Here is a 19,848-nt window from a genome sequence, read left to right as displayed (position 1 = left end):
ACGCTAAAAGTAGCCTACGGCTCCCTCCTGCAACAGTTGTCCCGATCATCCTATGAGTATCAGAAAATATCGGCGCGGCGGCGCAATCGCCGTCGTCGCGGTAGCGCTCGTCGGCGGCTATGCGGCCGGTCACCGGAATGTCGACGCATCCGAACTGCCCAGCCACGATCAACTCCCGGCCCCTGCGGGCCCGGTGCAGTCCGGCGCCAGTGGCACTGCGGCACCGGACTTTTCGCGTATCGTCACCGCCTACGGGGCGGCGGTCGTGCATATCGGCGCCCAACGCACGGCCGATGTCGACGACGGCGACGGGGAACATCATGGTGGAGACAGCCTCGGCTCGGGCTTCATCATCAGCAAGGATGGCTACATATTGACCAATAACCACGTCGTGGACGGCGCGGATAGTGTCACAGTGAAGCTGTCCGACGGCCGCAGATTTCAGGCAACGGTGATCGGCACCGACAAGACATTCGATGTCGCGGTACTGAAAGTCGACGCCGATAACCTGCCCACGGTGAAGATCGGCAATCCGTCGAAGAGCAAGGTTGGCGAATGGGTAGTGGCGATTGGCTCGCCATACGGTCTGGACAACACCGTGACGTCCGGCATCATCAGCGCGAAGGCACGGACGCTTTCCGATGGCGGCCCGACGCGCTTCATCCAGACGGACGTGCCCGTGAATCCCGGCAATTCGGGCGGACCGCTGTTCAACCTTGACGGCGAAGTCATCGGTATCAATTCGATGATCTATTCGCGCACGGGCGGCTTCCAGGGGCTGTCCTTTGCGATTCCGATCGACCAGGCGATGCGGGTCAAGGACCGGCTTGTCGCGCATGGCGACGTGGGGCAAGGCCGCATCGGCGTGAGCGTACAGGAGATCAGCCCTGACATTGCTCAGTCGCTGGGTCTCGACTCGCCAAAGGGCGCACTGGTCGGCGCGGTGGACGCGCATGGCCCGGCGGCGGCCAGCGGCCTGCGGCCGGGCGACGTCATCGTCGGTGTCAACGGCGCGGACGTCGCCGATCCGATGGACCTGGTGTCGCAGGTGACACAACTGACGCCTGGCAGCTCCGCCACCATCGACGTATGGCGTGACGGCGCCGCCCGCAAGCTGACGGTGGTGGTCGGCAGCCAGTCGGACTCCGCTTCGCAAGCGCAGGTGCGGCCGCATGACAGGCATCAGCCGCGTCTGGGTGTCGCCGTGCGGCCGCTGAACGAGAATGAGCAGCTGGACGACGCGCCGGGGGCAGGTGTGTTTGTCGAGCAGTCGACGGGCTCCGCCGCGGCAGCAGGGATTCACGCGGGCGACATCATCGTCGCCGTGAACGGAACCACGGTGACCGGCGTCGAGCAACTCAGGCAACTGGTGCAGATGGCCGCGAAAACGGGCGGACGTATGTCCGTCACCGTCAACCGGGAAGGTGCGACGATGTCGGTTCCCGTGACCCTTGGCTAACGGCATGAGACGGGGCGACGGCTGAAATTGCCCCGTCCGCCGCGTGGCGGGACGACACCGGCACAGTGCACCCGGCAATCGCTTGACAGGAGCCGTTCGGGGCGCACGCGACAGGTCCGGGTGATGGACCTCCGGTGGGACGCGTGCCGCTACCACGTCAGGAGGGATGTCTCGGAGGACGTCCTCCGCTTCCACCGTGAGGCGGACGTGAGCCACCTGGCGGGTGCCCGGTATGGCTCGGAGGGCGGCCACCGGGTGGACGCGGTTGAACGTGGCCAGGCCGATGTCCGGGACCGGGGCGAGGTGGAGGTCGGTGGGCCCAGCGAGATTGATCGCGGTACCAGGGCTTCCCGCGATAATGACTGCTCCAGTACGGTCCAATTGAAAACGGAACCACCGGCAAGCCGATTGCAGGCCCGTAGGAGATAACCGGGACATAGCTTCCCTGGTAAGGATAATTCAGCGACCTGGCGTAGACCCACCCACGCGAACGAGGCAAAGCCACATCACACCACGAGTAGTCGCTCAGGCAGCCTGCCACTGTCACCGGCGCACCGTACGCAAGTTGCGTGACGATCGGATAGTCCCGGCCAGGCCCCGCGCGCACATTGGCCGGCCTGTTTGTGAACGCCTGCGATTGCCCCAGTCCCACGGCAGGAAATGCGAAAAGAGACACGACTGCGAGAAACGCGTGCTGTACGGTGGGTCGACGCATCAAGGGTTCCTGTGTGCGTGTACGCGCGGGCTCGCTGCCTACGCGGGCCAGGTAGCGACACGGCGAAAATACGCTCGAAAAATAGATGGTGCCTAAGGATGTCACGGTAGTGTGACATGCGTCGGACGCTGCGCCATTGTTTCGCGTATTGCCGGCCCACGCAGCGCGCTGAGATTGCAATTCAGGTCATCGTCACTCATTCCGAACAGCATGCCGCCGCCAACGACGCTGCGGCTATTACGTCGATCGTTTTCACTGGACGTGTTTGACGATCGCGTCAAATCCGGGCGAACAGGAAAGCACTGGTCGTCCTACCAATGGCTTCGATAGCAAACACGCCGGCGTTCTGCGTCGTTTTCCGCGTGACACACGATACCCAGCGTTGGCGCGACGAGCATCAAATACTCTTTTTCGGCCACGCAGCGATCGTTCGGGCCGCGCGCCCAGTTGCAAAATTCTTCAAGACTGATTGCCGCGCAGCCCGGTAGGCTGAAAGTGAAAGGTGGTGTAGCGTGCGCGCGACGTCCCTATCTGGCGATGCGCGCGCGCTGAATAGCGCGAACAGGATTCGCGGCGAAAACATCGTCACGGCAGCGCTCAGCGCAAACGGCGAATATCCGGTATGGTTTGCAGGGCGGGTTTCTCTTTTCCCAGCGTGAACGGTTGCGTCGAGGAACGCGTCTGGAATCTGAATTTCGAGGCAAAGATGTCGCACGACAGCAGCGTGAAGGTCTGGAGGATGACGGACCTGAATGACGCGGAGATGCTCAAGGGCACTTATGTGCACCACATTTACCCCTGGCATTCGCATGAAGAAGTCAGTCTTGGGTTGGTCCTCGAAGGGGCGATCCATCTGCGTACCCGTTCGCGCGACGGCATAGCGAAGGCGGGGTCGTTCACATTGATCAACGCCGAGGAAGCGCACTACGGCACGCCCGTGAACGAGGAAGGCTGGCGGTGCCGAACGATTCACCTCGATCTGGACATGGTCAAAAGTGTTGCCGAAGACCTCAGGAAATGGGTCCCCGCGTCGACCATCGCATTCGTTGGACCCACATTCGACGATCCACTTGCCGCCCGCGAGTTGCTGGAGTTGCACAAGCGCTCTGAATCCGATACCTCGGCGCTTGACCGGCAATCGTGGTTGATCACCTTGATCGCGCGGTTGCTGCTGCGTCACTCAGATGCAAATGTATGGATTCCTGACCAGGTGAGAGAGCCGCTCGCGGTCGATCGGGCACGCACCTACCTCGCGGAGCATCTTGCCGAAAAGGTGACGCTCGACGCGCTGTCGGCGAGGTCCGGCATTCCGCCTTTCCAGCTGTTACGTGCATTCCAGCAAAACGTAGGGCTGACCCCTCACGCTTTTCAGACCCAGGCGCGGGTACGCGAGGCGCGCCGACTGCTCCGCGAGCAGCAGCCGCTTGCTGATATAGCGGCCACGACGGGTTTTGCCGACCAGGCTCACCTGACCCGCACCTTCAAGGCCATCATGGGTATGACGCCGGGCCAATATCGGACTGCGTCTCACGCGGGCTAGCGTGAGAACCCCATCCGGTCCTCGATACGCGATGCCCTGTCACTCGCGATGAGTCGCGCGAGACAATTGCCACGGGTATTCAGCTCTGCTTACGCCTGCTACATCGTCTGATCGGGAACGCGCGGCGGCGTCCCGCCTGAATCCATGGCCGACGATTTCAATCTGGCTATATCCGGTCTCGCAGGATTCTTCAATACACGTTACCTCACCACGAATATTGTTCTTCTGAAGGACATGGTGAAGCGCGTGAGTCGTGGTGAACGATCGGCTCGAAAAGATCGGTCGATATCTATCACGTCTCGCACGCTGTTGTGATGGTAAACGTGGGAAAGCGAATGATGATGCAAGACAATAAGACAGTAGCGTTGATTGGCGGCGGCGCCGCTTGCGTTGCGACTTTCATTGCGCTCGTGAAGCGACGCGCGGCGAAGACACTCTACGTGGTTGCCCCCGGTCAGATCGGTCCGGGCATGGTCTTTCTAACCAGCGACGACGCGCTCCTTTGCAATACTTCGGCGGAGTTGATGTCGGTGATGACCGATGACCCGGCCGATTTCATACGCTACCAACGTGATCGAGGATCCGTTGTGAGCGCAGAGGACTTTGTGCCGCGCTCGTGGGTGGGGGCTTATCTCGCAGATCGGTTTCATGAATACGTGAAAATCGCGCGCGAGCGCGGAATAACGGTTGTTCATCTGCCGCTTCGCTTCCTGTCGGCGCAGACAATCGACCCGTGCGGTTATCGTCTGTCGCTAACCGATGGTCATGCTACGCAGACCCTCGACGTGACCGATGCGATTTTTTGCACGGGCCTAGGCGCGCCACGGCTTCCCGAAGCGCTGAAGCCTTACCGGGATCATGCCCTGCTGATCCGCAGTCCCTATCCGGAGCGGAGCATGCTGGAACGGGTTGCGGCAGGCTCGCGCGTGCTGGTGATTGGCAGCAAACTTTCCGCCGTCGATGCAGCGATCCTGCTCTGCCGACAGGGCTGCCGCGTCACGATGGTGTCGCCGTCCGGTTCGCTGCCCGCGGTTCGCAGCCGCTCCATTCGAATCGGAGCGTTTCGCCTCGACCGCGAGTCATTGGATTCGATTCTGAGGCGATGGACGCCGGGTAACGATGGTGCCTCGTTCCCGAAGGGGCTACGGCACGCGTATCTGAAGTATGTTGCGCGCCACCTGTCTGCATTCGTTGGGAAATCGTGGCGAAACCAGTTTGCGGCGCTCGGCGTACCCGATCAGCGTCTGCGGGAACAGATTCGTCTGGCCGAGAGCGGTCAAAATCAATGGCAAGACCTGCTCGTTGATCTGGTCGATGCCGTAAATGAAGTCTATGCGCGCAGCGAGCGGCCATTCCCAGGCGGTATCCATCCGGCCATCATGCACAGCATAGAGCCGTATCTGACATCGCTGGCGTTACCCAACGCCAGGAAACTGCTTCACTTTATGGACATTGGCCTGCTGTCCGTGGCGACGGGCCAGTTAAAGGAGGTCATTTCGCCAGGCAATACGTCTGCAAGCTGGTGTGTCGACTGGGGAGACGGACAGAAAAACTTCGGGGCCGTTGTAGTGGCGGCCGGATTTCACTTGCCGCGCGTCGTCGCAAACGGACCCGGCAGGGCCGAACTTGATCACTATAGCGAGCGCGCACAGCATGCGGTAGGCGTTACCCACAGCTTAACGGCAGCACCGGCGCGGCCAGCCGGGCAAGGCAATCTGTGGTTTGTCGGGCCACCCGCGCATGCTCGCGTGCCGATCGCAAGTGCGCTGTTTGTTACTGCGTCGGTAGCGGAACGCGTCGCGGCTCGTCTCCATGGAGAACATCGCACCAGCGAGCTCGAGGCATGTCATGCGTGAAGTGAGGATTTTTGAACTGGACCAGCCAAACGTGGCGACGCGCGTGTTCGCTAAAGAGGCCGGTCGTGTTTGTGCGTTAAAGGGATCCCTGTGGGTCATGCGCGCAACGCATCCCGGGCGTGCCGTGATGACCTACGACGAGTTTTTCCGCGAACGTCAGAACGCGCGGTACGGAGCGGGGGCGGGGAAGCGCTGCTGAGCTGGCGTACCCCCGCTTGTCCTGATGGCCCCATACGCGCGGCTTCGGTGTTCGATGCGATGGTCGATGATCATTTCGTCGCCGTTCAATCAGCGGCCGCAACGTTTAGCCGGTCGGTGATAGTTACGCCGCCGTCGGCTAGCCGGAAAAGCGTGATTGATCAATGCCGCCTTGTATTCATCGCCCCAGACGGGATAACGTGGGCCCCGCTGTCGCATCGCGAACGACGGGCCCACAGATGAGCCCCTCTAATAGCGATCCTCTGCCGTCGATGCGCGTATCATTCCCTTGAGCTCGGCGAACACTCGTCTCGCGACTTCATCAGAGGAGGAGTACGACATTAGTACGGATTCCTCATTGTCGTGCCAGCTATTACTTACGATGGAGGGTGCCCGTGCGCCAAACAAGGTCTTGGAAGTAAGCTTGTCTACCGCCTCCATATGTGCCGAAGTAGCATCGCGGATTTGCGGAAAGAACGTGTTCTCGTTCACAAAGGACTCGACTAGCGTATTACACCCAAACTTGATATATCGGAGCGCCCCCAGTTCGTGTTCGGCGTCTGCGCGTTCTTTGCTTCCAATAGGACTGTTTTGAATTCGCTCGTTTAACGCATTAATTTTTGCGTCAATTGCCGGCCCGTTTTTCCGTATCTTCTCTGCCAGATTGAAATAGTCAAGGATATCTGATTTTTTCATCGCGGTTTCGCCTGCACGTGGGTCTCGATTTAATTCCATCAGATATTTCGTCCACGGTTGGATGCCTATCTGACCCCAAGCGCTTTGTAAATTTAATGGCCGGTTGTTGTCTAAGTTTTGAGCCATTCTGCTCAAAACGATACCGGAATCTCTGCTAAATGGCGAAACCACGAGCACATCGTTTTCGCTTTCGTCAGGCGTAACGGCGTGGGACGAAAAGCCAAGTTTCCGAAGCTGATCGATATTTTCCTGTTCTTCCGCCGAGACCCCTTGACGTGTCGGGCCATACGACGAAGACTTTTGACCTGACCATGACTTTTGTGGCATGTCGGCAAGCCGTGCCACATCCTCCTTGGTCAATGGCTTTGGTTCTTCACTCAACTTGATCTGATTAAGTTGCTTTTGTATACTTTTTAGCCGCTTCATCTGATTTTCTCTGTTGCTGACATCGCTAAACAGAACGGTATCGTTGCCGATCGCTTTCGCCGCAGACGGGGACTTTGCCAAAATGCGAGTTGCTGCGAGCGTATCGGTGTCAATGTGAACATTCAGCTCTTTGGCCATCGCTGATTGCTTGTAGAGGCCTGTATAGATCGCTCTATTGATGTCGGCGCGCGCCCCAATATTTTCTCCAGCAGGATGATTGTAGAGCGACGTAATCGCCTTCCTGAAATCGGCTGGAAATTTATCTACCAAAGCGGGAATCTCACCCTTCAGATGAACAGTGACCGGCGCTCTTGCTAGCATGGAATGAGGAATCTCAACTTCTGAGTCATTCCGGTACAAAGCGTGGAGGCTGGTTTGTTCTGTCCACAAGTGGGCGTCCACGTTTGCCTTCGAATCTGAAATTCCATCAACCAGCGTCAAGTACGCGGTGGCCAACCCTTCTCGAAACTTGGCGTCGCTGCCTGCCGACACACGATTCAACGTTGGCCGGTCCCACATTTCGTGAACGTGAAACATCTCGGGTGCCGACTTGCCAGCGTGCTGCGCGGAGTCGCCGCTACCGGGCAGCTGTTCGCCGCGCACCCTGAGACCGGCCAACGGACGGATAACGCTGCGTGGGCTGGGCAGGTTGCTTGTCTCTGCGGCAGGCGCAGCTTCGTGCGGAGTGCTCGAAGAACCAGGTCCTGCATTAAGTGGGTCACGTGTGTTGATAGGACTTGATGACATAAATGCTCCTTGTCGCAGCGATTCTAAGAAACGTTACTGGTTCCGGAAAAACGGCCGAACACCGTTTAACCCAGTAGTCGACACTTACGGATCGAGTATTCAACGTCGGTCGGGTTCGAACGGGCTTTAATGCGAAATCCCTACATGCTGCCCGAACGGCCTGTGCCTGGAATCTGCGGCGCGGTCATTCGCTTCCTGCGCACAATCTTCGTCGGTGGGTCGACTGAACCGAACAGACGCCGTATCTTTAACTAATGCGCATTTGCCAACAGTCCAGAAGACGCGGAATGCGCACGGTCAGATCGGCCCGCGTGCGGATTCCGTGTTAACGCGGCGCGGCAGTCCCGCGCTCTGGTGAACGTCGCCTTGAGCAACGGATAGTGTCGCGGCTTTGCGACCACGGGGCAAACCTGAGGCGCTTATATCTGATCTCCAGAAGTGCCTCGTGACGAAGCCGTTTGGTGTCGCGAAGTTCGACTTGGCGCAAAGACACAATAGCCGCAGCTAACGACAATGCCGTACGAACCGATTTTGCGCATGGAAACGGCGACATTGCTGTTGCGCCCGCTCGAGCCCGGCGATACACAGATGGTGTTCGAGCAGATGCTCAGCGATCCGGACACGGTCCAGGATATCGATATCGTTCGCCACACCGATGCGTCGATGACTCACGAGTACATCACGGAGGCGCTCGTCGGGTGGAAGGTCGGCGCTGTCTATCGATACGCGCTGGTAGGCAAGGAAAACGGCACGCTGACAGCACTCATCGAGCTGACGCCGCGACTGCCGCAGATCACAATCGGTGTCGTGATCAGTCGCAAAGGCGGGTATCGGCGCAGGCGCACGGGCATTGCCGCGCTTCGCGAGTTGTTAAGGCGCGTGCTCGAACAGCCCGGTGTGTACCGGATCTGCGCGTATTGCGCAGTCGATGGGCTGGCCTATAGCAGTATGGAGCGACTTGGGTTCAAGCGGGAAGCGCTGCTCGTCAATTACGAAGCCCGCCCGAACCGGGGCCTGCTAGCGGCGGACAGTTACCTCTACGCGATGACACGGCCCGCACCCAACCTGGCTTTTGAATAGTCGACCAGCGGATTGCGGCCAGACGATACCCCTATGGCTTTCGCCTGATCATACCCGGCGTCGCGCATCGTTTCGCCGCACAACGGCCGGCTGCTATCTTCAATGAAGAGAGGCGGGTGCATCCTGCACGCCGCCAGTGGGTCAGTCCTGATTTCGAGGAGCCGCGCATGCGCGCAATCGTGAAGAGCACTCTCTCCAGTCTTGAAGCGCTGCAGCCCGCGAAAGAGGCGAAGCTCAAGCCAGGAAGGCAGATTGGGCAGCACGCACTTGCCAGGCCGACGGTCGCAACGTCGAATAGCAGGCTCGACGTCCTGAGCACGATGAACCCGCGCAACAGACCTGTGGCATCGACAGAGGACGCTCGCAAGCCCTCTGTGCTATCGCGGATGATACCCGGCGCAAGTCCGCCGGCTCACGATCGGCTCGCGCAGTCGCCCTTCCGGTTGAATGGCCGTCTGCCGGGGCGTGGGCAGTTTGATCATCAGGATCGGGCGAGGTCGGAAACGGACCAGCGACAGAGCATGAAGGAGCAGCAGGCACAACAGAAAGACATGAGGCTGTCGCAGGCGTTGGAGCAACTGAACACGCAATTGCTGCAGATGGAGCAAAAGCAGGCCGATGCCGTCAATGACCTGATGCATAACATCGCCGAATCCATCGAAAAGGCGGCGCGCTAACCATCAGGCCGCGACGGAACCGCTCGCGCCGGCCGTTGCGCCGAACGGCACAGGCCGCCGCGATTCCAGTGTTTGCCCCCATCTGCCACCGGCCATCCGGCACGGTGATACCACCGGTTTATGAACGACGAGCATTTTTCTCGCATTGTTACAGACCTTTGCAACGTAATCGGCCTTCCTGATGTCGATCATGTATTGCGAACCAGAACGATCCAGGTCGACGGGTTCGAGGTGCGTATCGACTATTTCGAAAACGATCTCGACGCGATCTATACGAATTTTCATTTCGGAACGGTCACAGCTGGACGCACGCTCGTCATCTTCCGGCTGATGCTCGAAGCGAATCTGCTGATCTACGCGCAGGATCAGGCTCAACTGGGTCTCGACACGGACACCGGCGGCATCGTGCTGGTCTTGCGGCTGCCGATCACGAACGAGCTCAACGGCGAGGTGATCGCGGACCTGCTTGCACACTACGCGGACCATGGCCGCTACTGGCGGCAGAACATCATCGAGTCCAGCGACGAGATGTTCGAGGGCATCCTCAGCGGCGACTATTCATGGATTCGCGCCTGACCATGATCGCGATTTCCGGTTGCTCGACATCGATGCCCAGCGATGCAACCCGGTAGCCGGTTTCGTAGTGAAACGCACCCATTCGCGTTGTCACAGAGTGGTCGAACGATGTCACGTACGATAGGCGATACGCAGATGTGCGAAACGGTTGCCAACATGACGGTGACCTGGGCGATTCGATGGAGAGGAGATTCCCATGGCGATGTCAGGTGAGATGGCAGGACAGATGATGATGATGCAGTCGATGCAGGCGCAATCCCAGCAGTTCCAGATGCAGGAGCAGCAATTGAACCTCGAGAACTCTTGCACGAATGCGGCGGCACAGTTCTCGAATAGTTGCTGCGACAACATCAAGTCGGCCGCAAAGTAACGGTTCAGATCACTAGGCGGTCTTATACCCGCGCGGGACGAAACGCCGTCCCGCTGACACATTGCGCCGGTCTCGCGGCGCAACTTCAATCGCACGTGCCTGGTCGTGCCGACACGCGTGACCAGGCACGTGTCTATCGTCGCCAAGGCAAAAACGCCACGAGGCGCCGCCCGTGCGGCCTCGTGGCGCTTCGTTCGTCGTCTAGATGAGCATCGACTGTCGCTCGTGCAGATGAGCGATGACGCGTGATGCGGCGTGAAATCCCCGATAGAGCTTCGATAGCTTGTCGCGGTCGACTTCTGTCGCGCCGCGCGTTTCGGCGATTTTCGTCGCCGTTGCCTCCAGTGCCTTGCGGATCGCCATCACGCCCGCGTCTCCATCAGGACTGGCGAGCGTCTTGCGCAGGTTGTCGAACGCAGCCGCGTGTTTTTCGATGTCCTCGTACATAGTGGTGTCCTCCACGGGTAAAAAGTTGAATTCGGAATGGATGGCGATGCCCGGCCGGCGCGTCAGTGCGGCAGAGGCAGCGTTCCGTCCGGCAGGGTTCCGTCCGCATTCGTAGCCTGTGCGTTTGTCTGCGTGTTGCCCGGCATGCCGCGTTTGGACATCGCCGCGCCAGGTGTCGATGCGGTGGACGCGGGAGACGGCGCGACGGGGAGGGACGCGCCGGCGACCCGCGCCGCCGAAGCTGGCGCAGCCGCCGACGCCTGCAGCGGTGCCGAAGCGTCCACAGGCACCGACGCTGCCTCCGGCCCCGAAGCCTCCGTGGCCGGCTCGAACGCAAAGATGTGTTTAACGCCGTCCGGCGTCTCGGCGTATTCGACGTCGTCAGCCGAGACCATCTCCGAGTATTTTTGCGAGTCGCCGCGCGCCGCATGTGCGGTTTCGGTCGCACGCACTTCGATCTGCCGGACGTTCGGGCTCAGGTCCGAGCGAACTCTTGCGAGTGCCGATTCGAGCTCGCCTTTTGCCGCGACTTCCCCGGTGATCGCAAATCGACCGTCACCGATATATTTCGCGTGAACGCCGGAAATTCCCAACGAATCCTCGATGCTGCGCTCGTCAAACAGTGCAACGTCGTAGCGTCGATCGACGCGGAATGGCGCGCTGCGCGCGAGCAACGCACGGACCGCTTCATCATCGGCAGGTGTGCCTACGATGCCCGTCACAATGACCGCGTTGCCGATCGCTTGCGCGTGCAAACCGGTGTAATGCGCTTGCGACAGCGCTTGCGCAACCTGCTGCGCGCGCTCAGCAGGGTTGTGCGGATTGGCCGCTTTGCTCAACTGCATCGTGCTCAACAGAGTGCCGCCCACCACCACGGCACCGAGCGCGGCAATGCCGGCAACGATCACGAGCTTGCGCCACTGTCGCTGCTTTTGCCGGACCGACGCGAGTTCCTGTCGCACCGGACTCGCCAGCAGTGTCGACAGCATTTCCACGTCCGATGGCCAGACTGCCGCGTCCGGTCCAACGCAGAGCACCATCTCGCCGAATTGCATAGGGACAAAATCGGTGAGAATCACCGCTTCGTCCATGCCATCGTCCTGTGCGCCATCCGCAGCCGGATGCGCTTGCGCATCGGCGCGTCTGATGCGTACGACGGCGGCATCATCCACTTCGAGCAGCGCGTCCGATTCGAGCCAGTCCGTCAGACGGATATCGGCGTCTTCATCCGTGCCGATGCGATGCACACCCGGAGTAAGCCGAACTTGAGCGCCGGCATGATGGCCGGTCAGTATTCGAAGGCTTTTCATTGGATTGGGCTGGTAAGGCCGTGCCGAGGTCGTAGCTTATTCGCCGGTTTCGCGGAGTGTTTGTATCGCTTGCAAGCAACGCCACACTATAGAGCGCTGTGCAGCGCATTCATATGATGAGCCGAACACGATTCCACCTGCGCGAACCGACCTGGTTGCCGATGCAACGTGCAACAGTGCGCTCACAGTGCCCCGGGGCCGCTCACGTGGGGATACCGCGGCGCCGCGGCAGTCTCGGTTGGGGCCGTTGCATCCGCTGACTGCCGTTGCTGCAGGGCGGCACGCGTTGAGCGGGAGGCGGCGATTGAGCTGTCGAGTTGCGAAGGAGGGGATGGCCGGTCGCCGTTCAGTGCGAGTAACGGGAGCAGGGCGAACACCCTTGACGCCCGCTCTTCGTCGTTGTTTGCGCCGGGCGGTGCGGCATGAGTGAAACCCCCGACGGATTGCTTCGGTCCGGCGCGGCGTGCCTTGTCACGCTCGACGAATGCACCGAGCCCAGCCGGCGGCAAGCGGCCGATATCCCGCTCGATCGACCGCAGCGCGATCGAGTGGTCGATCATGGCCACGTCAACGCGCGCCCGCGGATTGGCCCGCAACGCATCGGCAAGATCCAGCACATTGTCGATCGACTCCAACCGTACCGCATCGGCGCGAGATTTCTCCGTCCCCGCGACGCTGAACTGTGCGGCCACCTCGCCGAGGCGCGAAGGCGCCGCCGCGCCGCGTCCGCCGCCACGCACCCCTTTCGCCACGGCAAAGGTCACGGCAGACCGATCGTCGCTGTGCGAATCACGTTGCTGTCCGCCGTGCTGTCCGTCCCGTCCCTGGCCGCCACCCGAACTGCCGCTACCGCCGCTGCTACCGCCGTTGTTCCCACCACTGTTTCCACCACCGTCGCGTTGCTGTCCGCCGCCGCCTTGCTCGTCCTGCTCGTCGTGCTCTTCACCGTCGCCCGGGCTGACGCGCCGGTCAGCATGTTCGTTGTTCAGCCCCGCGAAACGAGATCCGGGCGGCCGCGCCACGCGCGGCCGCTCGTCATGATGTGGCGCGAGCGCCGCTGGACGCAGCTTGCCCGCTGCGGCCGCTTTCAACTCGTTGCGCAGCATCGCGCGTCGGCGGAACAGCCTCGCGAGCATCTTCTTGGCCTTGAGCGAATGTTGGATCTCCGCATGCGCCGCGTCGCTGCCGTGCGCAAACAGCGTCGTGCCGCGATAGAGCGCCGCGGATTTTTCGCCGTGATGCGCATGCGCGGCGCGTTCGCGTTGCGCCTGTTCGGCTTGTTGCGCTTCAGCTGCTTGCGCGGCGGCTTGATTCGAGTCGATCCGGCTCATCGGAATACGCCTTCCCGATAGGGGAGATTGCGGTTGAAAAAAAGCGCTATTGCGGCAGCGCCTGGTTCATCATGTCGCTTGCGAAGCGCAGTACGGCCGCGCACGAGACCGGCGCCACGATCATGATGGTGACCGTCACAGCGATCAGTTTCGCCGCATGCGGCAGGGTTTGATCCTGCATCGACGTGATGGCTTGCAGGAACGAAACGGCCAGCCCGACCAGTGCGGCGACCATCACCGCGGGCAGCGACACGCTCAGACAAAGCAGCATGCCACGCGTTGCAAACTGGATCAGTGTGTCGATCGACATAAGCGTCCTTCAACGATAGGTGATCACGAGTCCATGAATCAGCGTCGACCAGCCGTCCATCACGACAAACAGCAATAGCTTGAACGGGATCGCGACGTTGGTCGGTGTGACCTGATTCAGACCCATCGCGAGCAGCACGTTTGCGATGATCAGGTCGATCACGATAAACACGATATACAGCATGAAACCGATCTTGAATGCGTCGGTCAGCTCGGTCAGCGTAAAGGCCGGCGCGAGCACCATCAGATCGTTCTCCCTTAACTGGTCCGCTTCTTCCTTGGGCCATACGCGCGATGCCGACAGCAGGAAGAAGCGTTTCTCGCGCTCCTGCGCATGTTTCATCAAAAATGCGCGGAACGGTTCGCGTGCGGCGCCGAACGCCTGCAATAACGCCTGCGACGATTGCGACGAAAGTTGCTGGTTTTCGAGGGCTTTCGCCGCTTCCAGACCGACCGGCGCCATCACGTACACCGACACGAGAATGGCAATGCCGTTCAGCACCATGTTCGGCGGCACCTGCTGCACGCCGAGGGCGTTACGCAGCAGGCCCAGCACCACGACGATCTTCGCGTACGAGGTGACGACCATCGCGACAAAGGGCAGCAGGCTGATCGAAACGATGATGATCAGCAGCCCGGTCAGATCACTGAATTGAACCATCGCCATCCTCTCGCGCATGGCCCGGGCTATGCGCCATCCGCACGATGCGTACCCCGAGGTACTCGCCTACTGTCACGAGTTCACCATAGCCGATCGTCTGGCCATGCGCGACCAGGCGCAACTGGGCATCGGCGAACGGTATGGGCAATTCGATCACGTAGCCCGCGCGCAGCGACGACAGTTGCCCGATCGACATCGCGACCGTATCGATCTCGAACTGCACCGGCAATTCGAATTCGTCGATGGCGACCGGTTCCCCGGCGGCCTCGCCGGCGACGTCCGCGCTGGCCTGCGCGGGCGGGAATTCTTCTGACACGTGCGGCTCCTTCTCGATCACCAGCGAATGAGGGTTGACTGCGACGGCGGCGATAAACTGTTTGAGGCCCGGCGTGCCCCACGCGGCGACCGCACGAGCGTCGTGGCGAGCGCGTGGGTCGGCGTCGGCATCGTCAGCAGGGCGGCTCAGTGAGCCGGCGTTGAACGATGGAAACAACGCGCGCAGCAGCACGTCCCCCGACTTGAGTTCGTGTAGCGCTTGAATGGCGATTCGCTTCGTGCCGATCACCATGCGCCCAGGCAGTCGCAGATCGGCAAAAGCACGCGCCGGCGGCTCACTCGACGCGATCGTTTCGACGCATCGCCACGCATCGCGCGACAGGGCGAGCTGAACCTCATGGCGCAGCGGCATGTCGTCGTCATGCTGTTCGATCGATACGGCGAGTGCGCAGGGCGAGATGGCGCCGGATGATGCGAGCCGGCCAGGCTCGATGTGATCGAGTCGCGCATCCGCGAAGCCGAATTCGCGCAGCCCGACGAGAAACGGCTCGAGCAGTACGTTGGCAACGGCGTCAATCAATGCGTTGCGGGCCGCCGCCGTGCGCGCACCGGTTGCGGCGATGCAAGGCGCTCGCGTCAGCGTTTGCAGTGCGATGGACAGCTCGAGATGGCGCTCGAGATCGACCCCGACCCATGCATAGGCCCGTTGCGAGGGACTGCGCGCCTGCAGGAAAGAGATCTTGAGCCATGCCGGGTCGCCGATGAACGGCATCGGATCCGGACTGATCGAGGAAGACGTGAGCAGCGACAACTGCACACCCGATTCGCGTGCGCGTCGAGCAATCCGTTCATCGCAGATGAACTGGGAAAGTTTTGCGGCCCCCGAATCGATCGCGTGCGGTCGATAGGTCGCGATTGCGCGACTATCTTTTGCCGGGCGCGCGGAACCTGGCTGGAGCGTCGAAACACCACCGACAATAGCGTCAAGACCGCGCTCCGGTTGCGCGCTCGCATGCAGCGCATCATCCGGGCGGGAGAGCATGACGGAAGTCGGATCGGGATCTGGGTGGCTCGGGCGCGCTATGTTTGCGCGACAAGCAGGGTCGGCTGCCATGCGTGGGGTGTTTGTGTGTTACGACACCGTGAGTTCGACAATGCGGGGTTCACCCCACGCGCGCAACACAGCATTCAGTTCTGCTTCCAGCATTGCACTATGGCTCAAGATTAATTGTTTCGCTTCGATTGAATCCGCATCGAACCGAAGTTCGAGAACGAACGGCGAAAGCGCCAGATACAGCGTCGTGTTCGGCAAGACACTCGCGTCGAGCGGGACCTGTGCGTACCAATGGCCAGCCTCCACCACCGCGGCATCGCCGCAAAAGGCGGCGATGCCACGTGCAAGCCTGCCGACGAGTTCGACCGCCTGCTGATCGTGTGTGACCAACGCCGACATCAGCGGCGCGGCCGCATCCGCGATCCGCTTGCCGAGCAGCGTGTGCTGCGCAAGCTCGGCGCTGTGCCGGGCCGCCGCGGAGGCGTCCTCCGGTTGCGGGGACGCGGCATCCGGTGAGAGCGCGCGAGGTTCGGGCGTTTCGTCGGCGGGTGCGTCGCCTGCGGCGTGCGGGAGTGGGTCGAAGTCGGTGCGGCGTTCGATCCGCTGCAGCGGCCGGTGCACCGGTGCGGGCCCGCGCAGCAGACGTTCATAATCGAACCCGCGTGTGCGTTTGGCCGCCGGGCTGCCACTCCCATACGCGTCGCCAGCGGTGGGGAGGATCGACGCGACGCGCAACTTGTGACCTGAGCCGGACGTCATCGATTCAACTAGATGGCAACCCGACCGAGCGGCTGCAACTCGACGTGCCCACCCAGTTCCTGGTACGAGTACACCGGCAACCAGCCGATCCGGCTTTCAATCATGCGGCACACGTAGCGGCGGATATCCATCGACGTGATCACCGCGACGCCGCTGCGCGGCGCCGTGCCGACAAACGACAGGATCTTGTCGGTGAGTATCGCGACGTCCTCGGGCGGCAGCGCGAGATAGTTGCCGGTCGGCGTCTGTTTGATCGCCTGCCGGATGTGCTGTTCGACGGGCAGATCGAACAGCACTGCCGCAAGCGTGCCACTTCCGTTGGTCGCACGATGCGCGAGGAAGCGCGCGAGGTCGCCGCGCACATACTCGGTCAGCATCAACGGGTCCTTTTCTTTCGGGCCCCACGTCATCAGGCTTTCCATGATCGATTGCACATTGCGGATCGAAATATTCTCTTCGAGCAGCCGGCGCAATACATCGGCGATCCGCTGCACGGGCAATGCCTTCTGGACTTCAGCGACGAGCCCTGGAAACTCGCTGCCGAGCTGATCGAGAATCCATTGCACGTCCTGGATGCCGAGGAAGAGCGCAGCATGGCGGCGCAACTGGCTGATCGACGCGTACGCGATGATCTGCTCGGCACGCCATACGGTGGCTTTCGGCGTCGCTTCGCGCTCATTGATCCAGTGGGTCGCGCGTCCGCTCGTGTCGATCGGTGGACCGGCCTCGCTGCGTTCGATCAGTGTGGCGAGCGCTTCGTCCTGCGCCGCGCCGGTCGAAGGCGAAGCGATGGGCGCGAGAGGCAACATCACTTTACCGGCCGGAAACGCAATGCGGAACTGCGGCACATCGTGGACGAGAATTTCGCATGATCCGGGCTCGAGCATCGCGTGGCTCCACATCGTGATGCCCGGAAACGGCAGGCCGAGCTCTTCCTGAAGCTGCGCGCGTTCGTGCTGGAACGCCCTGTCGAGCGCAATCATCGTCAGGCGTGAGACGAGGTCGGGCGCGATGCGCACGCCGAGCGGACACGTAAACTGCGGAGCCTGCGGAAGAATCGCCGGAACGTCGACCTTCGCGCCCGAGCGCTGCATCGCGCGCAGCGTCTCGCCTTCCTGACCTTGCCGTTCGGCTCCCCCCGTGCGGCTGAGCCGGTACGCGGAAAACGCGAGCGTGGCGGAAAGCAGCAGGAACAACAGGACCGGGAAGCCGGGCACGGCGGCGAACGCGACCAGCAGCGCCGCGGCGAAGTACAGCGCACGCGTGCTCGAACCCAGCTGGCGGCCAATTTCGTCGCCAAGCGAACTCTGCTTGCTTTGACGTTCGTCCGAGACACGTGTGATCATCACGCCGGCCGCCACCGATAACAGCAGTGAAGGGATCTGCGACACCATCGCGTCGCCGACCGAGAGCACCGAAAACCGGTTCGCCGCTTCGCCGGCGCTCATGCCGTGATAGGCAACGCCCACCGCGATGCCGCCCACTATATTGATCATCGTGATGATGAGGCCGGCAACGGCGTCGCCCTTCACGAATTTCATCGCGCCATCCATGCTGCCGTGCAACTGACTTTCGATGGCCAGCGTAGCGCGCTTGAGGCGGGCCTGCTCGCCCGTTAGCAGATTCGCGCGAAGGTCCGCGTCGATACTCATCTGCTTGCCGGGCATCGCGTCGAGCGTGAAACGCGCGCTGACCTCCGCGACCCGCTCCGAGCCCTTCGCGATCACCACGAACTGGACCGTGGTGATGATCGCGAAAACGACGAGGCCGACGACGAGGTTGCCACCCACCACCAGTTGCCCGAAGCTATCGATGATGTGCCCGGCTTCGGCGTGAAGCAGGATCGACTTGGTGGAAGCAATGTTCAGCGAAAGCCGGTATAGCGTCGTGAAAAGAAGCAACGCCGGGAATGCCGAAAGCGACAGCACGCTCGGTACATATAGGGTAATCATCAGCAGCGTGACGCTGATCGCGATGTTGATGGCGAGCAGCGCATCGATCACTAGAGTCGGCAGCGGCAGGATCATCAGCGAGATGATCGCGACGATCAGCACGGCAACGCCGATTTCGCCGCCGGCGGGAAGTTTCAGGGTTTTCAGTGGAGACATGGCGGCAACTCGCTTCAATGGGCCGATTCGTTCGAAGGGTTTTTTTTCATGCCAATCGATTGGACCCAGCGCAATATCGCCGCGACGGCTTCGAACAGTTCCTCCGGAATGGGCTGATCGACGCCGACCTGATAGAGCGCGCGGGCCACAGGTGGATTGCCGATGATCGGCACCTGCGCGTCACGTGCGGCGCGGCGCAAGATCGCAGCCTGTTCGGCCGTGCCCTTCGCGATCACGCGTGGCAGCGGATGCTCATCGGGCGCATAACGCACGGCTACCGCGTAGTGCGTCGGATTGACGACGACCATGTCGGCACGGGCGACCTTCGAGGCCGGCGGAGGGGAGTTGATGAGCTCGCGCGCGAGGCGTTTGCGTTCCGCCTTGAGGCGAGGGTCGCCCTCACTCTGCTTGTACTCGCGCTTGACTTCGTCTTTGCTCATTCTCAAGCGTTTGAGGAAGAAGAACTTCTGAATGCCGACATCGGCCGCGCCGATCAGGAAGAACACGATCGTCGCGAATATCAGCAACTTGAGCAGCAGCGACCAGAACGACGTCGCAAGTTCCTGCGGTGGTTGGTACAGCGATGCGACCATCAGCGGGATGAGCGACTTGATGGTGAACCACATCACCGTTGTCACGATTGCGGCCTTAAGGATCATTTTTGCCAGCTCGATCACCGACCGTGTGGCGAAGATCCGCTTGAACCCGGTAGCAGGACTGATGTTCGACAGGTTCGGCGCAACCGGCTTCATCGTAATCTGGAATCCCACCTGGCCGATCGACGCGAGCATGCCGCCGAGCGCGGCGGCGCAGGCGACCGGGAGGATGCATTCCGCGGTGTCGATGCCTATATCGTATAGATGCGATGCGAGATCAGCGCCCGACCGGTCTCCGGCCGCGAAAGAGAGTGGACTGCTGACGAGTTGCTTCATCAGCGCGATGAGTGTGCTTGACCCGATTGCAAGAAGAAGGACGAGTACTGCCATCGAGACCGCGCTTGTGAAATCAGCGCTGTGCGAGACTTGCCCCTCTTCGCGCGCATCCCTGAGTTTCTTTTCAGTTGGTGCTTCGGTCTTGTCGTCGCTCATGGTGTTTGGCCGGATGATGAATGTTTAGCGAACATGCTCGATGACATCAGGTCGGTAAGGCGAAGGTAGCTGAAACACCGACGAAAGTCAGAGCGCTTCTTCGGCTGGAATGGAGTCGCTTCGTATCGTCGCCCGCGCATCGTATTGAGCGGCGCTATGTTGTGG

At 61.1% G+C, this 19,848-nt stretch carries 19 protein-coding genes; 8 read left to right on the top strand and 11 right to left on the bottom strand.

All coding sequences use genetic code 11. The features are described from left to right. Positions 1–52: 52 nt before the first annotated feature. Positions 53–1,459, top strand: coding sequence for a Do family serine endopeptidase (locus HV796_RS23965; RefSeq protein ID WP_175228992.1), 1,407 nt, complete (start codon positions 53–55; stop codon positions 1,457–1,459). Positions 1,460–1,616: 157 nt separating this feature from the next. On the opposite strand, the gene HV796_RS23960 is transcribed toward HV796_RS23965, so the two are convergent. Next, positions 1,617–2,174: an SH3 domain-containing protein gene (locus HV796_RS23960; RefSeq protein ID WP_175228991.1), complete on the bottom strand. Its 558-nt coding sequence runs from the start codon at positions 2,172–2,174 to the stop codon at positions 1,617–1,619. Positions 2,175–2,880: 706 nt separating this feature from the next. Between HV796_RS23960 and HV796_RS23955 the strand changes: the two genes are divergently transcribed. The 3 genes from HV796_RS23955 (at position 2,881) to HV796_RS45870 (ending at position 5,769) form a co-directional block, all read left to right on the top strand. Then, positions 2,881–3,714, top strand: a complete 834-nt coding sequence (locus HV796_RS23955; protein WP_175228990.1) for an AraC family transcriptional regulator — start codon at positions 2,881–2,883, stop codon at positions 3,712–3,714. Between the two features lie 335 nt (positions 3,715–4,049). Continuing rightward, positions 4,050–5,570: an FAD/NAD(P)-binding protein gene (locus HV796_RS23950; RefSeq protein WP_175228989.1), complete on the top strand. Its 1,521-nt coding sequence runs from the start codon at positions 4,050–4,052 to the stop codon at positions 5,568–5,570. Next, entirely contained in the window at positions 5,563–5,769 is a 207-nt protein-coding gene (locus HV796_RS45870) for a CstA-like transporter-associated (seleno)protein (RefSeq protein ID WP_175228988.1), read from the top strand. The genes HV796_RS23950 and HV796_RS45870 overlap by 8 nt, the downstream gene beginning before the upstream one ends. 248 nt (positions 5,770–6,017) lie before the next feature. Here the strand turns inward: HV796_RS45870 and HV796_RS23940 are convergent, their stop codons facing one another. Further along, the gene (locus HV796_RS23940; RefSeq protein ID WP_175228987.1) at positions 6,018–7,637 is read right to left on the bottom strand and encodes a hypothetical protein; all 1,620 of its coding nucleotides are present in this window, start codon (positions 7,635–7,637) and stop codon (positions 6,018–6,020) included. Positions 7,638–8,174: 537 nt separating this feature from the next. Here HV796_RS23940 and HV796_RS23935 point away from each other — a divergent pair. From HV796_RS23935 to HV796_RS23920, 4 genes are all read left to right on the top strand, one after another. After that, positions 8,175–8,717 carry a GNAT family N-acetyltransferase gene (locus tag HV796_RS23935; protein ID WP_175228986.1) on the top strand — a complete coding sequence of 181 codons (543 nt, stop codon included), beginning with the start codon at positions 8,175–8,177 and terminating at the stop codon, positions 8,715–8,717. Between the two features lie 167 nt (positions 8,718–8,884). Continuing rightward, positions 8,885–9,394 carry a hypothetical protein gene (locus tag HV796_RS23930; protein WP_175228985.1) on the top strand — a complete coding sequence of 170 codons (510 nt, stop codon included), beginning with the start codon at positions 8,885–8,887 and terminating at the stop codon, positions 9,392–9,394. 120 nt (positions 9,395–9,514) lie between these two features. Next, positions 9,515–9,970 carry a CesT family type III secretion system chaperone gene (locus HV796_RS23925; RefSeq protein ID WP_175228984.1) on the top strand — a complete coding sequence of 152 codons (456 nt, stop codon included), beginning with the start codon at positions 9,515–9,517 and terminating at the stop codon, positions 9,968–9,970. Positions 9,971–10,166: 196 nt separating this feature from the next. Next, positions 10,167–10,340, top strand: coding sequence for a hypothetical protein (locus tag HV796_RS23920; RefSeq protein WP_175228983.1), 174 nt, complete (start codon positions 10,167–10,169; stop codon positions 10,338–10,340). A 201-nt stretch (positions 10,341–10,541) separates the two neighbouring features. Here the strand turns inward: HV796_RS23920 and HV796_RS23915 are convergent, their stop codons facing one another. The 9 genes from HV796_RS23915 to sctU all read right to left on the bottom strand — a co-directional run bounded on the left by HV796_RS23915 (position 10,542) and on the right by sctU (position 19,683). Next, positions 10,542–10,787: a type III secretion protein gene (locus HV796_RS23915; RefSeq protein ID WP_175228982.1), complete on the bottom strand. Its 246-nt coding sequence runs from the start codon at positions 10,785–10,787 to the stop codon at positions 10,542–10,544. Between the two features lie 62 nt (positions 10,788–10,849). After that, positions 10,850–12,097: a type III secretion protein gene (locus HV796_RS23910; protein WP_175228981.1), complete on the bottom strand. Its 1,248-nt coding sequence runs from the start codon at positions 12,095–12,097 to the stop codon at positions 10,850–10,852. Between the two features lie 182 nt (positions 12,098–12,279). Next, the gene (locus HV796_RS23905; RefSeq protein WP_175228980.1) at positions 12,280–13,428 is read right to left on the bottom strand and encodes a hypothetical protein; all 1,149 of its coding nucleotides are present in this window, start codon (positions 13,426–13,428) and stop codon (positions 12,280–12,282) included. Between the two features lie 46 nt (positions 13,429–13,474). Beyond that, positions 13,475–13,738: a type III secretion system export apparatus subunit SctS gene (gene sctS, locus HV796_RS23900; protein WP_175228979.1), complete on the bottom strand. Its 264-nt coding sequence runs from the start codon at positions 13,736–13,738 to the stop codon at positions 13,475–13,477. A gap of 9 nt (positions 13,739–13,747) precedes the next feature. Next, positions 13,748–14,398, bottom strand: a complete 651-nt coding sequence (sctR, locus tag HV796_RS23895; RefSeq protein WP_175228978.1) for a type III secretion system export apparatus subunit SctR — start codon at positions 14,396–14,398, stop codon at positions 13,748–13,750. Then, positions 14,382–15,716: a type III secretion system cytoplasmic ring protein SctQ gene (gene sctQ, locus HV796_RS23890; protein ID WP_175228977.1), complete on the bottom strand. Its 1,335-nt coding sequence runs from the start codon at positions 15,714–15,716 to the stop codon at positions 14,382–14,384. Before sctQ ends, sctR begins: the two co-directional genes overlap by 17 nt. A gap of 90 nt (positions 15,717–15,806) precedes the next feature. Next, complete coding sequence (gene sctP / locus HV796_RS23885; protein ID WP_175228976.1) at positions 15,807–16,487, bottom strand: type III secretion system protein SctP; 681 nt, start codon at positions 16,485–16,487, stop codon at positions 15,807–15,809. Positions 16,488–16,495: 8 nt separating this feature from the next. After that, positions 16,496–18,595, bottom strand: coding sequence for a type III secretion system export apparatus subunit SctV (sctV, locus tag HV796_RS23880; protein ID WP_175228975.1), 2,100 nt, complete (start codon positions 18,593–18,595; stop codon positions 16,496–16,498). A 14-nt stretch (positions 18,596–18,609) separates the two neighbouring features. Continuing rightward, complete coding sequence (sctU, locus tag HV796_RS23875; RefSeq protein WP_175228974.1) at positions 18,610–19,683, bottom strand: type III secretion system export apparatus subunit SctU; 1,074 nt, start codon at positions 19,681–19,683, stop codon at positions 18,610–18,612. Positions 19,684–19,848 lie beyond the last annotated feature (165 nt).

Origin of the sequence: Paraburkholderia humisilvae (assembly GCF_902859855.1) — a bacterium.
Lineage (GTDB): Bacteria > Pseudomonadota > Gammaproteobacteria > Burkholderiales > Burkholderiaceae > Paraburkholderia > Paraburkholderia humisilvae.
This window is presented reverse-complemented; position numbering and strand designations above follow the sequence as displayed.